18 protein-coding genes and 1 pseudogene are annotated in these 19,624 nt (G+C 42.0%); 11 read left to right on the top strand and 8 right to left on the bottom strand.

The features are described from left to right. Positions 1-3: 3 nt before the first annotated feature. From UQ64_RS25570 to UQ64_RS25555, 4 genes and pseudogenes are all read right to left on the bottom strand, one after another. Complete coding sequence (locus tag UQ64_RS25570; protein WP_060626182.1) at positions 4-516, bottom strand: DinB family protein; 513 nt, start codon at positions 514-516, stop codon at positions 4-6. A gap of 164 nt (positions 517-680) precedes the next feature. After that, complete coding sequence (locus UQ64_RS25565) at positions 681-1,787, bottom strand: undecaprenyldiphospho-muramoylpentapeptide beta-N-acetylglucosaminyltransferase (protein ID WP_060626181.1); 1,107 nt, start codon at positions 1,785-1,787, stop codon at positions 681-683. Continuing rightward, the gene (locus tag UQ64_RS25560; protein ID WP_060626180.1) at positions 1,784-2,770 is read right to left on the bottom strand and encodes an SDR family NAD(P)-dependent oxidoreductase; all 987 of its coding nucleotides are present in this window, start codon (positions 2,768-2,770) and stop codon (positions 1,784-1,786) included. The genes UQ64_RS25565 and UQ64_RS25560 overlap by 4 nt, the downstream gene beginning before the upstream one ends. A 189-nt stretch (positions 2,771-2,959) precedes the next feature. Beyond that, positions 2,960-3,207: pseudogene (locus tag UQ64_RS25555) on the bottom strand (catalase); the annotation flags it as partial. Between the two features lie 166 nt (positions 3,208-3,373). On the opposite strand from UQ64_RS25555, the gene UQ64_RS25550 reads away from it, so the two are divergent. Then, positions 3,374-4,786, top strand: a complete 1,413-nt coding sequence (locus tag UQ64_RS25550; protein WP_060626178.1) for an alanine/glycine:cation symporter family protein — start codon at positions 3,374-3,376, stop codon at positions 4,784-4,786. A 129-nt stretch (positions 4,787-4,915) separates the two neighbouring features. On the opposite strand, the gene UQ64_RS25545 is transcribed toward UQ64_RS25550, so the two are convergent. Further along, positions 4,916-5,317, bottom strand: a complete 402-nt coding sequence (locus UQ64_RS25545) for a RidA family protein (protein WP_060626177.1) — start codon at positions 5,315-5,317, stop codon at positions 4,916-4,918. 515 nt (positions 5,318-5,832) lie between these two features. On the opposite strand from UQ64_RS25545, the gene UQ64_RS25535 reads away from it, so the two are divergent. The 3 genes from UQ64_RS25535 to UQ64_RS25525 all read left to right on the top strand — a co-directional run bounded on the left by UQ64_RS25535 (position 5,833) and on the right by UQ64_RS25525 (position 8,351). Continuing rightward, complete coding sequence (locus tag UQ64_RS25535) at positions 5,833-6,390, top strand: TetR/AcrR family transcriptional regulator (RefSeq protein WP_060626175.1); 558 nt, start codon at positions 5,833-5,835, stop codon at positions 6,388-6,390. A 5-nt stretch (positions 6,391-6,395) separates the two neighbouring features. Further along, positions 6,396-6,932 (top strand): DUF2798 domain-containing protein, encoded by a 537-nt coding sequence (locus UQ64_RS25530; protein WP_209445881.1) that lies wholly within the window; start codon positions 6,396-6,398, stop codon positions 6,930-6,932. 237 nt (positions 6,933-7,169) lie between these two features. Beyond that, a complete protein-coding gene (locus UQ64_RS25525; protein WP_060626174.1) occupies positions 7,170-8,351 on the top strand; it encodes a multidrug effflux MFS transporter in 1,182 nt (393 codons plus the stop codon). Between the two features lie 106 nt (positions 8,352-8,457). Here the strand turns inward: UQ64_RS25525 and UQ64_RS25520 are convergent, their stop codons facing one another. The 3 genes from UQ64_RS25520 to UQ64_RS31110 all read right to left on the bottom strand — a co-directional run bounded on the left by UQ64_RS25520 (position 8,458) and on the right by UQ64_RS31110 (position 10,889). Next, positions 8,458-9,348: a diacylglycerol/lipid kinase family protein gene (locus UQ64_RS25520; protein WP_060626173.1), complete on the bottom strand. Its 891-nt coding sequence runs from the start codon at positions 9,346-9,348 to the stop codon at positions 8,458-8,460. Between the two features lie 232 nt (positions 9,349-9,580). Then, positions 9,581-10,564: a GMP reductase gene (gene guaC / locus UQ64_RS25515; RefSeq protein WP_060626172.1), complete on the bottom strand. Its 984-nt coding sequence runs from the start codon at positions 10,562-10,564 to the stop codon at positions 9,581-9,583. 169 nt (positions 10,565-10,733) lie between these two features. Further along, positions 10,734-10,889, bottom strand: coding sequence for a hypothetical protein (locus tag UQ64_RS31110; RefSeq protein ID WP_156417670.1), 156 nt, complete (start codon positions 10,887-10,889; stop codon positions 10,734-10,736). Positions 10,890-11,054: 165 nt separating this feature from the next. Between UQ64_RS31110 and UQ64_RS25510 the strand changes: the two genes are divergently transcribed. The 7 genes from UQ64_RS25510 (at position 11,055) to UQ64_RS25480 (ending at position 19,493) form a co-directional block, all read left to right on the top strand. Next, complete coding sequence (locus tag UQ64_RS25510; protein WP_060626171.1) at positions 11,055-12,233, top strand: outer membrane protein assembly factor BamB family protein; 1,179 nt, start codon at positions 11,055-11,057, stop codon at positions 12,231-12,233. 165 nt (positions 12,234-12,398) lie between these two features. Continuing rightward, positions 12,399-14,186, top strand: coding sequence for a helix-turn-helix transcriptional regulator (locus UQ64_RS25505; RefSeq protein ID WP_060626170.1), 1,788 nt, complete (start codon positions 12,399-12,401; stop codon positions 14,184-14,186). A 294-nt stretch (positions 14,187-14,480) separates the two neighbouring features. Continuing rightward, positions 14,481-15,077 (top strand): sensor domain-containing protein, encoded by a 597-nt coding sequence (locus UQ64_RS25500; RefSeq protein ID WP_060626169.1) that lies wholly within the window; start codon positions 14,481-14,483, stop codon positions 15,075-15,077. A gap of 26 nt (positions 15,078-15,103) precedes the next feature. Continuing rightward, positions 15,104-15,706, top strand: a complete 603-nt coding sequence (locus UQ64_RS25495; RefSeq protein ID WP_060626168.1) for a YkoP family protein — start codon at positions 15,104-15,106, stop codon at positions 15,704-15,706. Next, positions 15,706-16,470, top strand: a complete 765-nt coding sequence (locus tag UQ64_RS25490) for a polysaccharide deacetylase family protein (protein ID WP_060626167.1) — start codon at positions 15,706-15,708, stop codon at positions 16,468-16,470. The genes UQ64_RS25495 and UQ64_RS25490 overlap by 1 nt, the downstream gene beginning before the upstream one ends. A 44-nt stretch (positions 16,471-16,514) precedes the next feature. Next, a complete protein-coding gene (locus tag UQ64_RS25485) occupies positions 16,515-18,152 on the top strand; it encodes a methyl-accepting chemotaxis protein (RefSeq protein WP_167348523.1) in 1,638 nt (545 codons plus the stop codon). 117 nt (positions 18,153-18,269) lie between these two features. Then, positions 18,270-19,493 carry an amidohydrolase gene (locus UQ64_RS25480; RefSeq protein WP_156417669.1) on the top strand — a complete coding sequence of 408 codons (1,224 nt, stop codon included), beginning with the start codon at positions 18,270-18,272 and terminating at the stop codon, positions 19,491-19,493. Positions 19,494-19,624 lie beyond the last annotated feature (131 nt).

Here is a 19,624-nt window from a genome sequence, read left to right as displayed (position 1 = left end):
TAATTATTTGGACTCGTTATAAAGGTAGGCAACATAATCCTGCAGCACTGAGGTATGGTCCATTTGTCGCAGCATTGTCCCGATATTGCCACGGTGATAGCTACCATGGTTTACGACGTGAAAGATAGCCCCGGAAATGGATGTCTCAAGCGATCCCATAGTTGGATGATCTAACACAACGGTGGGGTCCTGATCTATTTGACTAGCCAGCACCATTTTATTATTGCTGGATAGCTCACGATAGAGGGCATCCATTTCTTCAATATCTTTTATAGCTAATAAGGGCTCTAATTGGGCAGCTGATGCTTTAGCTTCATTCCTAGTTCGCCCAGAAATCAAGTCAAACCAAATGTTCTCCACGACATAAATATGCGTCACAACCTTTGCTACCGAAGAAAACCCACTCTGGATATCCTTATGATAAATGTCTTTAGGCAATTCCTTTAAGCGATTCATGATCGTTTGATTAGCCCATACATTGTAGTCATACATTTCTAGCGCCGGATGTTTCTCCATGAGTTATTCCCCCTAAGATTATAGATGCTTTAATTATACCCGTTCCAAAAATGTTCGGTACAATTTAGAGATGTTTATTATAGGATCCTTTGTCCAAAATAAACCAGAATACAGACGACAGCGATAAAGCAGAGAAGTAACCAATTCGCTAGCTTCATGCCCATCTAAACCTTACCTATCTTAATCATTGTTAAGTCTTTGCCACTTACTTGTTTGATTAAATCCATTACCTTATGGGCGCCTCTGCCGTTCTCATAGGGTTTCATTTTATCTTTGTAAGTAGAGCGGTTCTCGTATAGCTGCATAATCGAACGAACAAAGCTTTGAGGAGTCATCTCTTTTTCAAGTAACATTTCAGCAAATCCAATTTGTTGGAAATATTGTGCTTGGGCAAGTTGACCAGAGCGGCTTCCCCCATTCGTATGCGGAATTAATAACATTGGCTTTTGCATCGAAAGAAGCTCCATCATTGAGTTTGAGCCTGCACGGGATACGACAACATCGGCCATAGCTAATAAATGTGGCAACTCGCAGCTTGTAATGAATTCATACGATTTGTAGCCTGACATAGAGAGGTGATAATCAACTTTTCCCTCCCCGCAAATATGAACCACTTGAAATTTATCTATCAACTCAGCGAGTACATTGTTCACCATTTGGTTAATGCTGTGTGCCCCTTGGCTTCCTCCCATAATAAGAAGAACAGGCTTAACAGAGGTAAATCCGCAAAAGGCTAAACCACGTTGTTTATCAGCGAATTTGAATTGCTCCTTCAAGAGCGGTCCCACATGAACAGCTTTGAGGGAGGCGGATTGGGTTACAGTATCCAGAAAATTTGTACATAGATGAGTGGCAAACGGAAGTGAGATTTTATTAGCTAGTCCAAGATTTAGGTCTGGTTCATAAATAATGATAGGCACCTTGTTGAGTTTGGCTCCAATCACGACGGGTACAGAAACAAATCCACCTTTAGAAAAAATCACACTTGGCTTAATGTTTCGTAGGAGTCGGTAGGATTGAAAAATACCCTTCATGATTCTGAATACATCAGTTACATTCTTCCAATCAAAATAGCGTCTTAATTTCCCTGTGGGAATGGGATGGTAGGTCACCTCCTCCTTATAGTCAGACAAAAGCTTGCGCTCAATCCCTTGTTCGGAGCCTATATAATGGATGTCCCAATCCTCGGCTAGACATTTAGAAATCAACACAAGATTACCGGATACATGCCCTGCGGAGCCTCCACCTGTAAATATGATTGAAGTACTCATGCTAGGAACCCACCTTGTTGTAACATTTCTTTTATCGCTGGTTTACTCATCAACACATGATTCGAATCATAGCTTTGGAAGTCCACAGGCGGGCATGAGGCATAAGCATCTTGTAAACCTTCTATAGGAAAAGGAGGGAGAATCACATAATAGTGATCATCCAGATGAACAGAAGAGGCGCTCTCGAATTCCGAAATTAGGGCCTCACTTAAGCTTTCACCGGGACGTATCCCCGTTTCCTTGATTTGGATCGTGCTAGTTGATAAGTCGTCAATTAAGACTTGGGCAAGATCCTTAATGCTACAAGCAGGCATCTTGGTCACAAAGACTTCTCCGCCTTTGCTTTCTTCCGTCGCTTTAAGGAGTAGGGTAATCGCATCATCTATGGTTAAGAAAAAACGAGTCATTCTAGCATCTGTAAGGGAAATGTCTACCCCATCCGCAATACTTTGTTTGAAAATAGGAATCACACTGCCCGTTGAGCCGAGGACGTTGCCGCTTCTCACACATACAAACTGAGTTTTGGTTTGTCTGAGATTGGCATGCACCATTAGCTTTTCGCCGAGTGATTTCGTCATTCCGTAGGTGCTCGATGGATGTGCTGCTTTATCGGTGGAGACATAGACTACTTTTTTAACGCCATGTTTAATAGCGGCTTGAATCACATGCTGAGTTCCGAGTACGTTAGTCTTCATCGCACTGTCCGGTTGTTGCTCACAGATGGGGACATGCTTTAAGGCCGCTAAATGATAGATATAATCTACCTGATGGCAAGCCTGCATTATTTCATGCTTATCACGAATATCACCAATGATAAACGTTAGTTTGGGGTTATGATGATATTCCTGTTGTAGTTCTACTTGAAGAGACTCATTACGGGAAAATATTCGAATTTCTTTAGGCGCTCTTTCCAATAACCGTTTCACGAGTTGTCGTCCCCAAGATCCGGTTCCTCCAGTAATTAATATCGTTTTGTTCTGCACGGTTTGTTCCTCCTATGACCTTAGCTACAAAATAATCATAGTGTTTGTATGTTACGTGAATATGGCAAAGTGAAGCTCCCAAAATCAAAAAAAGGTCAAAGAACCCGTACAACAGGTCCCTTAACCTTTCTTTTAACTTCTAATAGCCATCTGTTTGTTTACCGGATTGCTCAGCAATTTCGGCGCCACAAGTTCCCATTCGGGGTAATCCCCACTCGCAATAGCCTCATATAAGTCTTGCGTAGCATGGCTGACGTTTTTGGCTTGTATATCTTCAGCGGCTCCCAATGGTATTTGATTAAGACGGCTTCACCTTTTTCATTCACCCATTTATAGGTATTAACTCCAGACCTCTGCATTTGCCGATAGTTGGCCTCAATTCCCCAAGGAGAGAACAGAAACGTAATCATGTGCGTAGCTTCAGGAGAGTTGGATATAGTATTTTCTACCATAATTCTGAAAAGTATGCGAAACCCACTGACAAGAGATGTTATGAAAGTTACAATTTTTATTGGCATTTGAAATAATGACTGTTATATTTGAAAATACTATGTGTTATAAGCTTACCAACTTGGTATCGACAGAATGGAGAGGCGGAATTACATGCAACAATTTTTAGATAGTATGATTAGCGTAACAAATGATTTTTTATGGTCGAAAATACTGGTGATCCTTCTTATTGCTTGTGGACTTTATTTCACCGTAAGATCGAAATTTGTACAGTTTGGTATGTTCAAAGAAATGTTTCGGGTTCTTAAAGGATCCAATGAAAGGTCAAAAGATAGTATTTCATCTTTCCAGGCCTTCTGTATCAGTATGGCGGCGAGGGTAGGGACAGGTAATATAACGGGAATCGCAATTGCTATTGCCATAGGTGGTCCAGGGGCTATCTTCTGGATGTGGGTGATCGCCATTATTGGATCTGCGTCCGGATTTATAGAAAGTACTTTGGCGCAGGTATATAAAGTGAAGGATAAGACCGGATTTCGCGGTGGGCCTGCCTATTATATGGAGAAAGGTCTGAACCAGCGCTGGATGGGAGCGATATTCGCGGTTCTGATCACGTTATCCTTCGGGCTTGTATTTAACGCGGTCCAATCGAATACGGTCACAGTGGCCTTTGAGAATTCATTTGGCACCAATCGGGCCATTCTTGGGCTTATAATGGCTGCTGCCTTTGCACTGGTTATCTTTGGCGGTGTTAAGCGTATCGCAAGAATGTCCGAATATATCGTAGTGGTAATGGCAGGAATCTACATCGGGGCTGCTCTTATTATTATGCTGATTAATATTACAGAACTCCCAGGAGTTCTCGCACTCATTGTGAAAAGTGCCTTCGGATTTGAACAAGTCGCTGGTGGCTCTTTGGGTGCAGTGATTCTACAGGGTGTGAAGCGTGGCCTGTTCTCTAACGAAGCGGGTATGGGTAGTGCACCTAATGCTGCGGCAACGGCAACCACGAGTCATCCGGTGAAGCAAGGGCTAATGCAAGCGCTAGGCGTACTCACAGATACGTTACTTATTTGTTCGAGTACGGCGTTCATTATCTTGTTGTCTGATGCCTATAAGCAGCCAGGGCTGGATGGAATCAAGCTGACACAAGCCGCATTAAGCGAGCATATTGGTTCGTGGGCATCCGGATCACTAGCGATTATGATTTTCTTGTTTGCTTTCAGCACGTTAATTGGAAATTATTATTATGGTGAGACCAATATAGAATTCTTGAACTCCAACAAAAAAGTATTACTATTCTATAGATACAGTGTTTTGGCGATGATTATTTTTGGTTCCGTAGCAAAGGTTCAATTGGTATGGGATTTGGCCGACTTATTTATGGGCTTCATGGTTATCGTGAATTTGATTGCCATCCTGCTATTATCCAAAGTGGCCTTTGCCGCCTTGAAGGATTATAAAAGGCAGAAACGTGAAGGGAAGGATCCTGTTTTCTATAAAGACAGCATTCCGGGGCTCAAGAACGTTGATGGTTGGGACAATTCTTCAGATGTAAAACGATAAAGATTGTATTTCAAGGGCTCAGGAAACTGAGCTCCTTTTGCTGTCACATTAGAAAACGAGCCTTAGAATCGCTTCTAAGGCTCGTTTTTCATTGTGCGTAGAGGATATAAAATTAGTCTTTTTTAGGGTTTAACCTGCAGCCCATACATCTAACTCAATTTTTAATTCAGGTAAACCTAATCCTTTAACATAAGCAATGGTCATTGAAGGAGGCTTCATACCGAATACTTTATTCCAAATTTCATAGAAATGATCCCAATCGATTTCTTCTGTGGCCCAAATGTTGATTTTGATTACGTTATCGGGAGTCAACTTTTGAGAAGAGAGGACTTCCACAATATTACTCATCGTATTTGTTACTTGTTGATTAAAATCTGTAGGAATATTACTGTTTTGATCGATTCCAATTTGACCAGAAAATACATACATTTCAGCGTTTCTACTTATTTTTGTTACATGACTATAGTTACCAACGGGTTTCGCAATATTTTCTGGATTATATCTTGTAATCACATTATTGTTTAAGTTCATTTATAAGAAGTCTCCTTTAAATAGAAGATACATAACGATAGCTAGGTTATATATCTCCGCTGTTTTTTAAAATATAAGAGTTTATATGTTCTACGCTATAAATTATCCTTATATTTCTCGCATAAACGCTTACCGTCCTTATAGGGACGCCCAAGGCATTTTTGCTTGGTTTCTCTTAATTTTTGACAGACCTATCCTATCCATCATTAATTCTAGAAAAAAACAGCAGTAGAATACCCAATACCAAAAGACAAATATTTTAGGGATCTCTTTTTCATCAGGTACTCCTCCTTCATATTTAAAGTAAGATAACTTCATCAGAATGATAACATTAATCCACATGAGACGGCAACTTTGCCTCCATCGGCACAACATTAGTAGGGACTTTTTTTGCTGTGTTAAATGAAAACATTGATGTATTTTTTTGAAATAAAGCAAAAACACTTACATTAACGGATCTTATATTGTTATAATAGCAAACAGACCGGTTGGTATGTAAGGAGGAATACGTAATTATGGATACAAAATCACTAATGATTGAGAAGGCGACACTCCTTTTTCAACAAAAAGGTTATAAGAGTGTAGGGGTTAGTGAAATTTTAAAAGCTTGTGATGTTACCAAAGGAGCGCTCTATCATCACTTTCCAAATGGAAAAGAAGAACTATTAATTGCTTGTCTAAAGAGCCTAAAGGAAGCAATAACAATAGATATGGAGGACATTTTCAAAAGGCATTCTTCTACGCAAGAGGCCACACAATTCATGATTAATAAGTTAATTCGCAACTTGGAAACCGAGGGCAAGCTTACAGGCTATACATTTAGCAGTATTGTCAGTGAAATGGCTACGGTCAGTGAGCCTGTCCGCCAAGCATGTAACTCACTTTATGAGAACATTCAGACTATTTACTACACGAAGCTTGTAACTGAAGGCTTCTCGAATGAAGCAGCTTCTGATGTTGCTTTATTGATGACAACCTCGATTGAGGGTGCGATCATGCTGTGTCAGACACAACAATCTACAGCACCCCTAAAGACTATCTCCAAACTATTACCGACAATATTGAAAGGATGAACATCATGAATCAAGAAGTAAGATTACCGAGAAACGGCAAAGAGGGTGCATTATACGGCGCAATCATCTGTACATTGACTGTACTGTTTATGTCTTCAATAAATATCATTTTAGGGGTTGGAGAATTTAATGGTGAAGTTGCCTTAACGATTCTTAAGATGTTTCCGATCATTTGGGTAATTGTCATGATTATTGAACCTGTTGTTATTGGTCGTATTGCAGAAAAGCTGACAGCTAAATTCACACTACCCACCGATAGCTTCAACGCCAAAATTCTATTCCGCATCTTGTTCACTGTATTAGGAATGTCACTTTGTATGACGTTTATTGGAGACATTATCGGAAACGGTTTGAATTCGCAAACGTTTAATCACTTCTTAGCGAATTGGCCAAGAAATTTCCTGATTGCACTGTTCGCAGAAAGTATATTGATACAGCCATTTGCAAGATTTGTGATGGTAAAGCTACATGCTTCTCAGGACAAAAAGAAATCGAATGCTGTTGGCGTAACTATACATGGATTATCGGAACAAAATTCGTAACATAAATAAGCTCTCATGCGAAGCGATTCGTTTGAGAGCTTTTCTATTACCGTATATAATGATATCTTGGTTGAATAATTGAAACCCTCCTATATAACAAAGAAAGATTAACCATGAAAGGTAATATCAAACCATGATGATCTATAGTCGTCTTGCCATAATGATGCCCCCATTTCCCTAGCTAGGCTCATATTCTTGTTGTTCTAGGATATAAGCTTGTAGGAGGGCGAATTTAATATGAAAAAATACGCAGCACCATCTTTATTACTAATGATTGCTCTTGTGGCTTTTCCGCAAATTAGTGAGACGATCTACACTCCATCGTTGCCGGATATTGCCGTAGCACTTGGGGTCTCCAATAGTTCTGTACAATTAACATTAAGTATATATTTTATTGGATTTGCTCTAGGTGTTTTCTGTTGGGGCTGGCTCTCTGATTTCATTGGACGGAGACCAGCCATGCTGGGTGGGCTCATTGTATATGGTATTGGAAGCTTGATGTGTTTTTACTCGGAATCCATTGATCTACTGTTAGTCAGCCGTTTCATTCAAGCGTTTGGAGCAGCAACAGGCTCAATTATTACCCAAACGATTCTTCGGGAGAGTGTCACCGGGAATAAACGGCATGCCATGTTTGCCCAAATCTCGGCGGTGATTGCATTTACTCCAGCAGTAGGGCCACTTATTGGGGGATTTGTGGACCAAGCTTTTGGTTTTCGAGCGGTTTTCTTTACATTAGTAATGATAAGTATGTTGTTATTTATGTATGCTTTTTGGAAGCTGCCAGAAACAACTGATGTTTCCGCGAGAAAAAAGGTAGCCATTCTACCTATATTTAAAAGAATGCTTGCGTTGCCACGTGTACTGGTGTTTGGATTACTAATTGGGGGCATCAATGGAGTTTTATTTAGTTACTATGCTGAAGCACCCTTTATCTTCATTGAACACTTTAACATTTCGCCGGGAGTCTATGGTTTCTTAGGCATTATTGTAGCCCTGGCATCGATTATTGGAGCGATGATCTCCAAAAGATTATTAACTGTCTATGCTCCGGAAAAAATAATTCACATCGGCTGTCTAGTGATGACCAGCGGAGCTTTGCTATTAACAATTGCAGGAAGTCTTGCCTCGTTGCCGGATATGATAGTGATGGTAAGCATTCTAATAACCCTTTTTGTCATGTTAATGGGGGCCGGTATTGCCTTACCTAATTGTCTCAGTCTTGCGCTTGTTAATTTCCAGGATGTTGTGGGGACAGCAGGTGCGATCTTCAGCTTGGGGTATTATTTGCTGGTTAGCTTGGCGACATGGGGAATGAGCGCTCTGCATAATGGTTCATTACTGACAATGCCCATCTATTTCTTAGGGATCAGCGGCGGAATGTGGTTATTAAGTAAAAAGTTTATTGTAGCGGAATAGAATTTGCTTCTTAGCTATTTGATTAGAAGGAGATATGGAACGGGGCATCCATAGATTAGATTAATGGCAGTCTGGAACTATTTGAGTTCCGGACTGCTTTTATTTGTTAGTCCACTTCCGGCACAATGACTTGGATATGACGAGGGAGAACACTTAGCGTAATCGGTAAAATCGGGCCCTCTTCACCATCCACATTGGTTCTTACGGCTTCTGGAGAGCTTACACTTACATTTTGGGCCGTGAAATAGACAACGTCTTTATGATCCTTAAGGTTGCCAAGTAGCAAAGATATACTGGCTGTAATGGTATTGAGTATATTGAGGTCTTGAATAATAAAACAATGAAGCAGACCATCGTCAACCGCAGCATCAGGTATCAGATTCTCGAATCCACCGACTGAGTTGGTTAACACGGCGAGGAAGAGCGGGGATTCGCCTTGCCATGTCTTCTCGTCATAATGAATGACAAGAGGGTGGGGGGAAGTGCTTGTAAGTTGTTTTAGTCCTTCTTTTAGATATGCCAATGAGCCGAGCTTGGTTTTCTCTTCGGTTGATACGGAGGATAATGATCCGGCGATTGAGCCTACAGCAACAACGTTACCGAATAAGCGGTCATTCAAGCAACCAATGTCTACTGTCTTTACGTTAGAGGAAGCAAGGGTTTGAATGGCTATTTCGGGATTTAGCGGAATCTGTAATGCGCGGGCAAAATCATTAACCGTTCCTAAAGGGACTACACCTAACTTTGGATGTTGTTTCTGATTCATAAGACCATTAATGGTCTCATGAAGCGTGCCATCTCCGCCAATGGAGACGACTAGATCGTAACACTCCTCGCAGGCAATGATACAATAACGGGTTGCATCTAGTTCTTTTGCCGTCTCCTTGATCGTAACCAAGTAGCCTTGATCAGCCAGAACTCTTTCTGCATATCTGACATATTCGCCAGCTTCTTCTTTACCGGATGAGGGGTTAATAATAATCATAGCTTGCCGCATAGGGATTATCCTCTCTTGTTCAGTCTAATAGCCTATTAGATGATTACCCCAAAGTGGTATAGCGGAAATCATAACAACCTAAAGAAAAGGTGAGCAAGAACGACCTAAGTCGTCTTACTCACCTCTTTTTGAAAATATAAGAAAGTATAAGTTTCACACGATACTTTATGTCTTATATTTCTCGCTTAAACGCTTGCCGTCCTTATAAGGACGCCGAAGGCGTTTATGCTTGTTAATAGACCTTGTCACCATTAAAAATGGAATTCTTAACGATAACATAATCTACTTTACGAATGGCTTCTAATTTATTGCCTCCAGCATAAGAAATCGAGGACTGAAGATCTTGCTCCATCTCTCTCAACGTTTCTGCTAAAGCGCCTTTGTGTTCTACAACTATTTTTTTGCCCTCAACATTCTTCTTTTCACCTTTTTGGTATTCAGAAGCGGAGCCAAAGTACTCTTTATACAGCTTTCCATCGATCTCGATGGTATCACCAGGAGATTCTTCATGCCCTGCAAACAGGGAACCAATCATGACCATGGAAGCACCAAATCTAATGGATTTGGCGATATCACCGTGCGTACGAATGCCTCCGTCAGCAATGATAGGCTTACTTGCAGCCTTGGCACACAAGCGCAGTGCAGCCAATTGCCAGCCCCCTGTACCGAATCCAGTCTTAATCTTCGTGATACATACTTTCCCTGGTCCGATCCCTACTTTAGTAGCGTCGGCCCCAGCGTTCTCTAATTCTCTAACGCCTTCAGGCGTTCCCACGTTTCCAGCAATAACGAAACTAGCAGGTAGGTACTGTTTAATATGCTTGATCATTCGAATGACAGCCTCGGAATGACCATGTGCTATATCGATCGTAATGAATTCCGGAATCAATTGTTCGTTAGCTAATTGTTCAACGAAATCGTATTCTTCTTCTTTGACTCCGACACTAATGGATGCGATTAATCCGCGGGAGTGCATGTCCTTGATGAAAGACGTACGCTTCTCCGGTTCAAAACGATGCATAATGTAGAAGTAGCCATTTTCAGCTAAGAAGCTGGCGATCTTCTCATCTATGATGGTTTGCATATTTGCGGGTACCACAGGTAATCTAAAAGTATGACCACCTAAGGTGACTGTTGTATCACACTCGGAACGGCTATTTACGATACATTTTGCAGGAATTAACTGAATATCTTCATAATCGAATACTTTTTTCATTATATACACCTCTAAATGCGAACATTATAGTATTTTGCTTTGTGGATTGTTCGTCCACTTTGTAATGTACAGCATTCCGAACAAGAAGTCAAAACTCTAGTACATTATGGAGTAAATTGGGCTTAATTATACGACGATTTGGTGTACGGCTTATGATTCATATAATGAACTAGATGTAGCCTACTATTTCTTTTCGTGACCATTTATGAGGCTGGGGGCGCTCTGACACTTCTGCTTCTGACATAAGGATGAATTCCTGCGGTAATTTAATCACCCATTCGTTTAATGAATCGATTACGTGCTGTAGGCTGTTCTCCTCACTCATCTTATACCCCACTCCTTTATCTGTAATATCTGGCTAAATAATATGTACTATCATACAATGAGGGCTTTCATATAAAAAGATGTTTAATCTGATCTTGTTGTCCCTAAAAAAAGGGAGTAAAGTAACAAGATACATACTATATATGGAAAGAAAGGTTGATAATTTTTGAAAAAAGGAATATTTACAGGCTTGCTTACTCTCTTCCTGATTACCGCAAGTACATTAGCTTCTACTGCTGTAGAAGCTGCTGGAGCAGTAACGAAATTACCTGATTATCAATGGAATCAGCTGAATGTTGTGGGAGCATTAGAAAGCATAGAAGGGGGTCCCGTGGAGGTTCCATCATTAAATACAGTGTATCTCCACACTAAGGAAGAGCATGCTACCCAAACTAAGGTATGGTTGGTTGATACGTTGAAATCCTATGATACACAGACAGGGAAGCTAAAGTGGTCAGTAAATTTTGCAGACCCTGGCACAGCGATGTTTCGTGAATCGAAAGATTATTTAGTGGCGCCAGATGGAACGGTATACATAACCTTTACAGATAATCTTTCACCTGACGCAACTCAGATCTATGCGGTGGGACCTGATGGAAAACGGAAATGGAAAGTGAATTTGTCTCAGACAGAGGGATACTTATATAGACTTGATAATGGGAGTCTAGTCTTTGCATCCCAAGGTAACTTTGATGACAATGGAAATTACGCGGGGTCACTAATTTTAATTAATAAAAATGGAACTAAAATAAAAAATGTCTCTTATAAAGGAACGGTATTGGCGCAAGGAAATCGTGTCCTAATTCAAACGAATTACGGAGGTGGGAAAGGGTCGCGAATTCAGGCGCTTGATTCTTCGTTAAATTCAGTGTTTACATATCAATTGCCAGTTGAATCGTACACTGAAGTATCTTACAATAATGTACTTTCTGATGGAACAGTGTTAGTCCGTGCCAATATACCAAAGACAGGGAATCGGTTATTCGGATTTAACCCTAAAGGTAAATTACTATGGGGAAGAGATATTGCAGGTAACGGTGTCGTCTCCTCACTTGGTGAGGTTTATGGGGTTTACGCCAATGGTAAGCTATCCCTATATAATGTCAAAGGATTGGTTAAGTCGGTGCCTCTTCAAGATGAGACAGAATTTTTTGTTTCGTTGAGCCGATTTCAGGATGGCAATATTGAGCTTGGCTTTCCGGGCTCCGCCACATATGTTTTAAATCCTAAAACGCTCGCAGTGGATTATACTTTTAAGCTGAAGGATGATTTTAATTTCATCTATGTAGGTAACGAAGTGGGATATATAATGACGAATAATGGATTTGCACGAATTAAGTTTTAATTCCAGAAATCGATAGAGGATTGATCAAGGGATGCTGCCCCTAAAGGGATGGCATCCTTTTTGCATTAATGTCATCCCATCTCATGACCTTTTGTAACTAGTAAGGCTTTAGGGAATTACATTATAATAAGGGTCTAGTCAGCAGAATTTATAGGGGGAAATGTCTTGTTTAATCTGGTCAAACAGTGGTTCTGGTACGATTGGCTCGTCCTCCTGTTTCGGATTGGTTTTTCTACTTCTTTTATGATCACCATGAGTTATCTCTCGGAGGATTTTACGATTCCTTTCTGGATCGCGTTTGTTTGGGGCGTGCTCTCTTTTTCAGTGCCTTGGTTTTGTTTGCAGTTGCATTACAAGTATTATCTGATTGCGGAGATCCTCCTTTCGGGTGGTATATGTTTATATTTGGCTGCTCTGTTCCCTGAATCGTATGTAACTTTTCTGCCTATCGCTTTTATGATTGCCAGCAATAGTGCACAGAAGTCCTATCGTTGGTCAGCTCCAATCACGGTTATTTTGATTCCAATTATGTTATCTAGATTGTCACAACAACTGGATGCTGTATCGATGATCCTAAATATTGGTTTGGTGTATACGCTTGGTTTTGCTTTTCATTTACTGGTGGTGAATCACAAGCAGAGCGGAATTATTAAGGATCAGAATGCGGTCTTGGAGCAGTATATCTCACAAGTCGAGCGTATGACACTTCTGAAAGAAAGAGATCGGTTGTCCAAAGATCTTCACGATACGGTGGGTCACTCATATACTTCAATTATTATGGGGCTAGAAACTTTACGTTCTGAGGTGAACACTTCGGATGGGGCGCACAAGATAGATGCCTTGTTAAAACTAACTCGTAATGGCCTAGATGATGTCCGTCGATATTTGCATCATGTGGGCTCTTCGCAGGATTCGTTGACGCTTATGCAGTCCCTGCAGAAATTAGTGGATGATTTCCAGACCTTCTCGAAGGTTAAGATTCGCCTAAGAACATTCGGAGAGGCATATACAGTATCCAAGCAGGCTCAAATGACATTATACAGATGTCTGCAAGAGTCAATAACCAACGCTGTACGTCATGGTCGAGCCAGTGAAATTGTCATCAGCCTGCATTACGAAGAGAAGTTGATCCGACTGGATGTGCAGGATAATGGATTAGGCACTGAAGACTTAAAGGCAGGATTTGGTGTGAATGCGATGAAGGAACGAGCTTCCAACTTACAAGGTCAAGTGTATGTTTACTCCAAGCCAGGGGAAGGGACCTTAGTGACCTGCAGTTTACCAAGGCTTGAAGAGATACAGGAGGAACCGGTTCGCTTACTACTTGTAGATGATCAGCCTTATATCCGGGATAGTCTGCGAATTATTTTAGAGCAGGAACCCGATTTTGAGATCCTAGGGTTAGCAGAGAATGGTGAACAAGCAATAAGCTTCTGCGAGCAAGATCAACCTCATGTGGTGCTGATGGACTTAAATATGCCAGGTATGGACGGTGCGGAAGCAACCAAGCTTATTAAGCAAAAATGGCCAGGGGTACGAGTATTGATCCTGACCACTTTTCAAGAGACAGATATGGCAGTCGAAGCACTGCAAAACGGGGCAGATGGCTACTTATTAAAGTCTACCGAGCCGCAAGAACTATTCGAAGGAATACGTCTTGTACATCGGGGGGTAAAGATGATCACACCAGATATTACGAATGTATTAATTGATCATTATGAGATGCATCCAGCTTCTGAAGCGCCGACTGAGCAGAGTAATGAATATGGGCTGACGCCGCGTGAGCTGGAGATTCTAGAATGTCTGTCAAAGGGCATGCGTTATAAGTCCATTGCTGCCAAATTGTATTTGTCCGATGGAACGGTGAGAAATTACGCTTCTACCATCTATGCTAAGCTGGGTGTGCGGAACCGCGAAGAGGCTGTAGAGAAAGCCTTTGGCACTTCGGAATAACCATAACCGAATCATCTGAAATTGACGAGCACCTTATTGTCCATATTCCCTTGCGGGAGTGGGCGATATGGTGTTTTTTTAATAATATAAGAAAGTATAAGTTTCGCACCATACTTTATGTCTTATATTTCTCGCTTAATCGCTTACCGTCCTTATAAGGAAGCCGAAGGCGGTTATGCTTGAATGGAATAAATGTCATATGACATTATGGCACTGGTCGAATTTACACCAGGAGTATTAACATAGGAGCTGCATAGATGAACAAATTTTTATTGCAGAGAGGGAGAAAAGAAAATGAATCAAATGATCCGGAAACATGTGAGGAATTTCTGTTTCTTATTAATTACTTTTGCCACAGGGCTATTTTACTTTTGCTTTTATTTGGTAGGCATCACCTTTGGGGTTGCGATGTCCTTTACCTTAGTAGGGATTCCAATCCTTTATTATGTTTTACGTTCTACCGAGACTTTTTTACAGCATGAGCGAATTCGGACGAAAGTCTATACGGATATCTCCGTTCGCACGCTCCCAACCCGATCTCAAGAAGAAGGTAGCTTGTGGGAAAAGGTTAAGGCAGAGTTTCTGAATGAACATAATTGGAGAGCGATTATAGGGTTGATGCTGCAACTTGGAATTGGAATGCTCAGCCTCATCTGTGCAACTCTTTTTTACTTGGCCCCTATTATTCTCTTGTTCGCACCTATCTTGTATTTCATCGATATCTCTTCTATATCGTTATTCGGGATTGAAAATAAAACACTCAACACCTCACTTCTGTTCATGCTGTTAGGCGCGGTATTTCTATGGATAGGTGCTTATCTTGGCAACGGTTTAGTAAAGATGATCGGCAGGTATACGCGGCGTTTAGTGAAAGATTTTGCTAGAAGATAAACTTTTACACGAAAGAAGGAAGATTAATGGTTGCCTCAGTTTCATTTATAAAATTATTCTCGCAATCTCTTTGGATGATGTGGGAGAACCTATTTGCTATTGTCACCAAATTCCGCAGTCAGTCCGTGTGGAGATACGGGATATGTAAATTGGTCGTGTTAAAGTATCACGGTGAAAGTATAGTCTGCAAAGATGGGCATCAGATTCTTCCCGGAGATTGGGTGGGTGAGCTTCATCTGGATAATCGCCAGGTTGTACAGCTAACACGTACCCTTGGCGCTGATCGGGCCGGAATTCGAACTGCACGTATGCTTCGCGAGGCCATGAAGGAGATTAGTCGTGAACTAGATAGCAATCCAGAACTAAGCAAAGTGCAGGCGCTAACGGGGATTACGCTACTTCACCGCGGGATCATTCATGGAATAGGGTTTGAGCAGCATCCTATCAAGTCCAAATGGCAGCGGCGATGGTTCGGAATCTATCTTCGGTTCTTACTTCGGGTGCTGCATCCGGAGGGGAAACATCGCGTTGAGGACAGCACGGAGAAGTTGTCACCTAAGATGCTCGTGCTTAGTAAGCAGTCTTTGAAAGCAAGGTTTGCTCCCCGAAGGAAAGAGGCGGTTTCCTGATGTGGACGCTCACTATTTTAGCTATAGATGTGATTATTCTTTATATGATCGTTCCTTTTGTGATTACTCGAATATGGGGATGGGGTGTTGTCTCCAGAGGAGATGCTGCGAAGGGAATTTCTTTTACTTTCGATGACGGACCCGATCCATGCTATACCCCAGAATTACTGGACTTATTAAATGAACATGACGTTAAAGCGACCTTCTTCGTATTAGGCAAGAGGGCTGAGCAATACCCGGATTTAATCCAGCGAATGCACCGGGAAGGACATCAGATTGGGATTCATAATTATACGCATACACCCAACTGGATTTACTCCCCATGGACGAATAGACGGAAGCAAGTAGATCGAACAGCTGATATTGTCGAGCGGATTACAGGAGAGCGGCCTATCTTGTATCGCCCACCATGGGGGCTCCTTAATTTAGGCGATCTTGTCTTTCTTAGACGTTCTTATCGGGTAGTGTTGTGGTCTGTAATGGTGGGAGACTGGAAGGCGTCTGTTAGCGCAGCCCAAATAAAGCATGACTTATTGAAAAAGATAAAACCCGGTTCTATCATCGTTCTGCACGACAATGGTGATACACCGGGGGCAGATCGAGAAGCACCGCTGAACATGATCACCGGACTGGAAGAGGTCTTAAAGGAGATTCCTAGAAGGGGGCTGAAGAGCCAGCGAGTGGATGAGCTACTGAACAAGGAAGTTAGTCGCATTGGAGAAGCTAGGTCCAGAGTCAAACATCACGGTCAGATTAATCTGTAGCTATGGATGACATGATGTCACTAGATTGGAAGGGAATTCAGACATTGAAAAAGAAAACCGTTCGAACCATCGTTATGACCGTTTCTGTAGTATACATGGTGTTGATTTTTGCAGGTCTATGTGTGTACACATTTTCTAAGTTTAATGAAATTGTCAGTCATGAAGTTGAACTAAAGCTTAACTATAAGGTGGAGCTTACTTCTACTAAACTAAATAGTCAATTCTCGAATGATTTCGAGAAGAGCTTGGCTGGAATGAAGGAGGAGGGTGCAGGTTATTATTTTGTCATAGATAAAGCTGGAAGATACGTAGCAAGTCAGAACCCTAAGCACGTTATAGGTAAAGTTATATCTGATGAACCGGACATACAGCTGCAAAAGGTCGGTCAGGTCATAACACAATCTACGGGAACTAGTGGTACGGAGGACTCGAAGAATGTCTATGCCTTTACAAGAATCGGTGATACAGATTATAACTTAGTGCTGGTGATGCCTGTAAAACAGATTTTGGAGCCTATGATGGACAACCAATATTTAATTATAAGCGGTTTTGTTATCGCTCTGATTATTTTTATTGTCTTGCTCTTCATTATCTTAACCCGCCTTATTGTACGACCGCTTCGCAGAATCAATGAGCATGTAATGGAGCTTGTGGAACACGGAGGCGATCTGACCAAGAAGCTGGACATGAAGCGAAATGATGAGATTGGGATGTTGGCGTATTCCATGAATCAGTTTCTGGATAACATTCGGGCCATCGTAGGGAATGTCACTTCACAGGCCAATCATCTGAATGAAAATGCAGGGATACTTCAAGTTTCAGCAGAGCAGACAAATGAGACATCCAAGCAAATTACAACGATTATTACGGATATGGCTGTGAGTTCGACGGAGCAAGCAGAGCATGTGCGGCAAGTACTCACGATGATGGAACGGACAGGGGAAATCTCTGAGGAAATTATGCAGGAAACGGTAAAGACAGTTCACGATTCCAATCATTTAATAAAAGCGGTGCAAACTGGCCAGCGTGCAAACCAGGCATCTGTAGATCACTTGGAAACTATGGTTAGTTCCATTGAGCGCTCAACAGAGACTATTGCACAGCTGAACAACCGATCCAGCCAAATCGGTGAGATTATTACCGTGATCTCTGAATTAGCCAGTCAGACGAATCTACTCGCGCTTAATGCAGCCATTGAAGCGGCCCGCGCAGGAGAACAAGGGAAAGGTTTTGCTGTAGTTGCAGGAGAGATCCGTAAACTTGCTGAAGGCTCCGAAAGAGCGGCCGAGCAGATTGCCGAGCTTGTTGGCGCGATTCAAGCGGATACAAATGCAGCGGTCAAAACGATGGAATCGAGTCAACAAGTGGTCAATCAACAGAATGGTTTAGTGTTACAGGGGCAACAATCCCTGGAGGAAATCGTTCAGAAGGTTGATCTAACGACCCAAAGCACGTTGCGAATTCAAGGCATATTTGGTGAGTTGTCTACAATGACACAGCAATCATTGAAGGCTCTGGTACAATCTTCACAGCTCATTGATCAGTCGGCATCGTCCTCACAGGAAGTAGCGGCTTCCACGGAGGAGCAGCTTGCGACTATCGATGAGATGACGACCAAACTTAGAGAACTCAGCGAGTTATCTGTATTTTTAAAGTTAGAAGTCGGGATGTTTACGATATAATCTCATTCTTGGAAATTATTCAATCATTTTTTATATGGTGAGGGCTATGGTACCATAACAGTACATTTAGAATGTGGTTCGCACCTATATTAAATTGTTGAGAAAAGGATGGGTAGCATGTTAAATGCTTCTTACTGGTTAACCAATATAAGTTTAGAACAGGGTTATGGTATTGAGGATGGACAAGTGGTTGGTACGGATACGAAGGTTTGTCATATCCGAATTGACGGGGATAAGATTTCAGAAGTGGTTGGAGCGGACGTGGAGCTTCAGAGTCATCTACCTAAATATGACTGCAAAGGGTTATTGATGCTTCCTTCTTTTGAGGAGGCGCATATCCATTTAGATAAAACATATTTTGCTGGACCATGGAAGGCAGTAAAGCCTGCGTCCAGTGTCTTTGAACGGATTGAGGAAGAGAAGGTATTATTGCCTAAGCTGCTGCCCATGGCGAGACAACAAGCGGAGAGCATCTTGACGCTTATACAGCGGTTTGGTGCCACACATGTGCGTAGTCATTGTAATATTGAGCCTGTCAGCGGTCTGAAGCGTTTAGAAGCAACCCTGCAAGCCTTGGATACCTTCTCCGGCAAGATATCATCTGAAATTGTAGCCTTTCCGCAGCATGGTCTGCTTCGCTCCAATTCTGTTGAATTAGTAAAGCAATCCCTGGCAGCGGGGGCAACCTATGTAGGTGGTGTCGATCCATACTCAGTGGATGGAGATATCGAGAAGTCACTTCAGACCATGGTCGAGCTAGCAGTAATGAATAATGCTGGTATTGATCTTCACTTACATGATGGAAAAGAAGCAGGAAAGCAGACGCTGTCGCGTTTGGCTGATCTCACAGAAGAAGCCGGCTTACAGGGCAAGGTGACCGTTAGTCACGCATTCTGGTTCGCAGGTGCTCCGCAGCAGGAAGCAGAAGAAATGGCTGTACGGATGGCATCACTTGGTATGGGTATTGCATCCACAGTACCTATTGGAAGAATGATGATGCCACTGCCGATGCTGCACAGCCAAGGTGTACAAGTGAAACTGGCAACAGACAGCCTTACGGATCACTGGTCTCCTTTTGGAAATGGAGATCAATTGGAGAAGACGGGACGGTACGCAGAGTTATATGGGTGTAGTGATGAACGGTCCTTATCGCAATCCCTTAGATTCATAACAGGGGGGATAACGCCTCTTAATCTAAAGGGTGAACAGGTATGGCCAAAAGTAGGAGACACTGCAAGCTTTGTGTTACTGCATGCCAGCTGCTCGGCCGAAGCAGTAGCAAGAAGAGCGGACCGTCAAGCGGTATGGTTCGAAGGGCGTCTCGTGAGTGGATCGTTATAGGGACCTGAGAGGTGGATGACATGCTCATCTCTAACCATTTACAACAGTATAAAACAGCGATACTCTCACTTCCGAAGGGGACCACGCTATCGAAAGACGATCTGCAGGTGGATACGCTTCTAATGAAACGA

Source organism: Paenibacillus etheri (assembly GCF_001012825.1).
GTDB lineage: Bacteria > Bacillota > Bacilli > Paenibacillales > Paenibacillaceae > Paenibacillus_AQ > Paenibacillus_AQ etheri.
Note: the sequence above shows the minus strand (reverse complement) of the source record. Positions and strands in the feature narration are given on the sequence as shown.